At 75.4% G+C, this 4,657-nt stretch carries 1 protein-coding gene and 1 pseudogene; both read right to left on the reverse strand.

Features of this window, described 5'->3' with window-relative positions; translation table 11 throughout:
• Window positions 1-2,008: hypothetical protein (locus ND748_RS25615; RefSeq protein WP_251748641.1), on the reverse strand; the 2,008-nt coding region annotated here is incomplete at its 3' end.
• A 195-nt stretch (window positions 2,009-2,203) separates the two neighbouring features.
• Window positions 2,204-4,612: pseudogene (locus ND748_RS25620) on the reverse strand (ATP-binding protein); the annotation flags it as partial.
• Window positions 4,613-4,657: the final 45 nt, after the last annotated feature.

The raw sequence follows: 4,657 nt of genomic DNA on the forward strand, positions 1-4,657 counted from the left end.
GCGCCCGGACGGCCGTCTGCGCCCCCGCGGCCCCGGCCGTGCCTCGGGTCGCCGACCAGCGGTCCACCGGCGAGACCCGGGGCAGCAGCACGGTGCCGGGGTTGCAGTCGCCCGGGGTCACCCGACCCGGCCCGTCGACCGGGCTGACCAGCAGGAAGGCGGTGGTCGGCAGGGTCTGCACGGTGGTGGGCTCGACGAGGAACTCATACATCCGCTGGGTGGTGCTGCCGTCGTTCGTCGAGTCGCTGACCGAGGTGTTCGTCGTGCGCTGCCAGGTCTGCGAGCGTGACGTCGTCACGGATTCCTGCCAGCCGGTGTTCGTCGAGGTGCTCTGCAGCCAGGGCAGCAGGCGGGTGCCGTCGTAGGTCCGGTTCGACCCGCCGCTGGTGCCGGTGGTGTCCGAGGTGCCGTCGGAGGAGCCGACGCTGTCGCTGTCGCCCGCCGTGAAGCTCCGCCCGACCTGCGTGGTCACCTGGGACATGACGAACCGGTGGCCGCGGCCGATGAACTCCGCCGCGGTCGTCGCGTCCTTGCCGTTGCCGAGCCGCATGATGATCGTCGACCCGCCCTGGCTGCCCAGGACCCGCTCGGCGTCGTCGGCGAGCCGTTCGAAGAGCAGCACGAGGCGCACCCCGGCGATCTCGGCATGCCGGGCGAGGCTGTCCAGCACCGGTCGGCCGAGATGGTCCGCTCCGGCGACGACCAGCATGTCCCGCCCGGCGGCGGGGGCGAGCTCGCGGCGGCGGAGCTGATGGAGGACTGCCTGGATGACAAGCCGGTCGGCGAGCTCCTTGTGATGCGTCGACGACGTGCGGCTGGAGGTCGCCAACACCCGCAGCCCGTGGACGGGCCACCATGTCGCCAGCCGCCGCAGGCCGCCGGCGCCCGGTCCGCCGGTGATCGCCACCTGGCCTGCGGTCGCCGCCGAGGCGTCCGGCGGGCAGAGGGCCTCCAACGAGGAACGCAGGTAACGCAGCTCGTCGGGGATCCGCTCGCCGCGGCCGAAGGCGTTCATCCGGCCGACGAGCGCACCGGCCTCGGCCGTCGACAACGCCGCGGCCGCCGTGCCGTCGTCGAGACCCTCCAGCACTCGCAGGCCCTCGGCGAGCCGGCGGAAGGTCAGCCGTTCACCGAGGATCTGACCGACCGTGCTCACCAGGTCGGCGTGCAACGCCCGGCGGTGATGGTCCTGATCGGCCTCGCGGGTCGGGCCGAACGCGTCCGCCACGAGCTCGCCGGTCTCCCGTGGGCCGAGCCCCTCGAGCAGCGCGACCTCGTCGAGCTGGCGGGGCAGGTCCCAGGATTCGACGGGCCAGCGGGCCTGCCCGGCCAGGCGCGCCAACCCGCCGCCGACCGTCCGCTCGCTCAGGTCCACCAGCAGGATGCCGGTGCCGCCGGTGAGCACCGAGCAGCCGGCTGTGGCCAACAGGCTGGCCCAGCCGTTGCCGTCGCCGCCGAAGACGTCGACCCGCGGGGTCGCGGCCGGCGTCACGATGGGGAAGAAGGCGCTGGCGGCCTCCCTGCGCCGCTCGTCGGCCCGGATGTGCGCGTCGATCTCGGTCCGCCAGGCGACCACCGCCTGCTCGTGGGAGGCGCGGGCGGTCGCCGTCGCCGTCGCCGTCCGGCGCCGGGCGCGCACCAGCCGGCGGTGGCGCACCAGCGGGGGCAGGCCGGCGAGCAGTGCGAGGGCGAACCCGGCCGGCACGAAGAACAGCCCGCCCTCGGACGCCAGCAGCACTCCGAAGACGACGAAGGCCGCGGGTACCGGCAGCCGCTTCCACAGCGATCGGATCGACCGGTTGCGCTGCGCGGCCAGCTCGGTCAGGTCGGGCAGCGCCGGTTCCGTCCAGACGGGGCGATCATCGGCGAGCGGGCTCGGCGTCGGCGGGCCGCCGTCGACGAACTCCCAGCCCCAACGCTCCCGAGGGACGAACAGCCCCTGGATGAGCTGGGCCTCCGCCGCCGTCAGGCCTGCGCCCCCCATCGTGACCCCCGCCAGTCGCGTCATCGTCGGACCCGGCCCGCCCGACGCCGCCCGGCCTGCAATGCCACCGTTGACCGCGAGCGCCACCGTTGACCGCGAGCGCCACCGTTGACGGCGAGCACAGCGCGTGGCGAGCCTCCATCCCTCCGCTTACAGTATGGCGCCGGGTGTCCGCTCTGTCGCGTTCTGCCGCCCGTGGCCGCCCGTGGCCGCCGGATCTCACCGGCCGGCTGCAGCCGACTCCGGCGTCTCGGGCCCGGCCAGCGGCCCGCCGGTGCTCGTCTCGACGAGGTTGGCGATCTGGTCGACCAGGTCCGCCAGGCCGGGCCCGGCGCAGGCGTGCTCCAGCGCGATCGCGACGGCCCCGGCATCCGTCCCGCCGGCAAGCTCCCGCACCGCGTCGACCAGCCCGCTCGCCGTCACGTCGCCGACGCTGACCTGGTCCTCGCCGCCCGCGTAGACCGGGCTGGCGCGCAGCCAGGCGAGCTGATGGCCGATCGTGGCGCCGGCGACGGTCAGGCCGCGGTCGTGCCAGGACGAGGTGAGTGGGTGAGGGCCCGCGTCCGGACCCTGGCGGCGTACGGCCTCGCCGAGCGCCAGCCGGACGTCCTGCCAGCGGTAGACGCCGGCGGTGAACCGCCGGGAGTCCACCGGTGCCTCGGCGGGCGGCCCGACCAGCAGTCGGCGCAGCGTGGCGCGCAGCGCGGCGGCGAAGTCGTCCGGGTCGACGGACGGGCGCAGCAGCCGGGCGCGGGCGTCGGTGGCCCGGTCGGTGGCATGCGCCAGCAGGCAGTCGAGCCGTCGCGGCGGCTGCGCGGCGAGCATCGCGCGCAACGCCGGCGAGGGGGCGAACGGCGCGAGGCCCAGCACGTGGGCGAAGCCCATCACCTGGTGGGCCGTGACCGCCTCGACCCAGAGCACCAGCCGGGCGTCGTGGGCGGCCAGCGCGGCCGTCTCGGTCTCCTCCAGCGTGCAGGCCCGGCCGACGGCGCACGCCGCGCCGCAGTGCAGGCTGCGTCGGCCGGCCAGCGGGACCCGATCGTAGCGGGCGAGGTGCGGCGACTCTCGGGCGTCACCGGCGACCATCCGGGCCAGCACCGGACGGTCCATGCCGTCCACGCTGACGGCGGCCACCCCGGCCGGCAGCGCCACGACGGCCTCGGACTGCTCCGGGCGCAGGTTCATCGTGGCCCCGACGGCCTCCCGGTCGTCGGCGGCCGGCAGGCGGTGCATCACCTTCAGCGCGGTGTTCTTGATGACGTCCGGCAGGATCTTCGCCGGGATCTGCTCCACGATGACGAGGCCCTCGCCGTAGGCGCGGATCTCGGCGAGCAGGGAGGCGAACAGCTCCACCGCGGCCGCGGCCGGCCCGTCGGTGACGTTCTTGAGCAGCCGGTGCGCCTCCTCGACGACGAGGACGTGGCGAAGCCCGCCGGCGCCGGCGGCCCCGAACCGGACCCGCAGGTGCTCGACGATGCGGATGAGAACGGCCCCGAGCAGGAACGCCTTGTCCTGGTCGCTGGTGATGTCCTCGAGCTCGATGACGACGTTGCGGGTCAGCAGGGCGCCGATGTCGATGGGATGGCCACCCTCGAAGAACCGTCCCGGGCTGCCTTCCCGCAGGCTGCCGATGCGCACGTCGACGAACCCGCGGACGTCGGCGGTGACCTCCGCCCCGTAGCCGATGTTCTCGACCACCCTGGCGGCGGTTCGCTGCAGATCACCGAGGGTCGGGTAGCGTCGCCGCACCTCGACCGGCGCGTCCGCGTCCGGCCCGCGGACGCGGAACCGCGGCCGGTGCGGCGGCTCGGGCCGGTCGAGTACCAGGTTCCAGCCCAGGTCCTGGTAGCAGACGGTGAGTGCCCGGGCCAGGACCTGGGGGAACGGCTCGTGCGCCTCGAACGCGGCGAGGAACAGCGCGCGAATCAGGTCGAGGTGGCTCTGCAACGGGAAGCCGGCCTCCGGCTCCAACGGGTTCAGCGACGCCGGCGCCGCGTCGAGCCGGCCGGGCCGGATGACCAGTACCTCACCCGGCCGCACGGCATCGCCGAGCCCTCCCGCGCCGAGCCCTCCCGCGCCGAGCCCCGCGCCGAACCCCTCCGCGCCGTCGGGTCCCGCGCCCCCGCCCTCGGGTGGTCCGCCGAGCGATCCGGCGAGGTCGGCCAGTCGGCCCGCCATCCGCGCGTACTCCGCCTTGGCCGGCTCCAGCACCAGCCACGGCACCGGCGCCGGGGCGCGGGCCAACGATTCCAGCAGCGACCGCACGGTCTGTGACTTCCCGGAGCCGGTGGCGCCGCAGACGAACGCGTGCCGGTTCAGCGTGGACCGGGGGACGGCGAGCGTGCCGGCCGGCGACCAGCCGGCGTCGAGGACGTCGCCGAGCCGCACCGCCCCGGGGGCGCCGCGGGGGTCCGCAGGCCCGCTGCCGTCCGGCCCCTCCGGCGTCACGTCGAACGTGTGCGGGGTGATGAGCGTGATGCCCGGAAGTTCCCGGCCGGGCGGTCGGGCCAGCGCCGCGAGCAGCTCGGCGCCAGCCCGGAACGGGCTGCGTTCCGCCCCGTCCGCTGGCTGTGCCGGCCGCGGGGCCCCGGCGGCGGCGCCCCACGGCGCCGGGCCCAACCGGCGCCCCGTGTTATGCAGCTCGTTGAGATCTCTGGATCTTCAGAGCAGCGC

It is taken from the genome of Frankia sp. AiPs1 (assembly GCF_023716945.1).
Classification (GTDB): domain Bacteria; phylum Actinomycetota; class Actinomycetes; order Frankiales; family Frankiaceae; genus Frankia.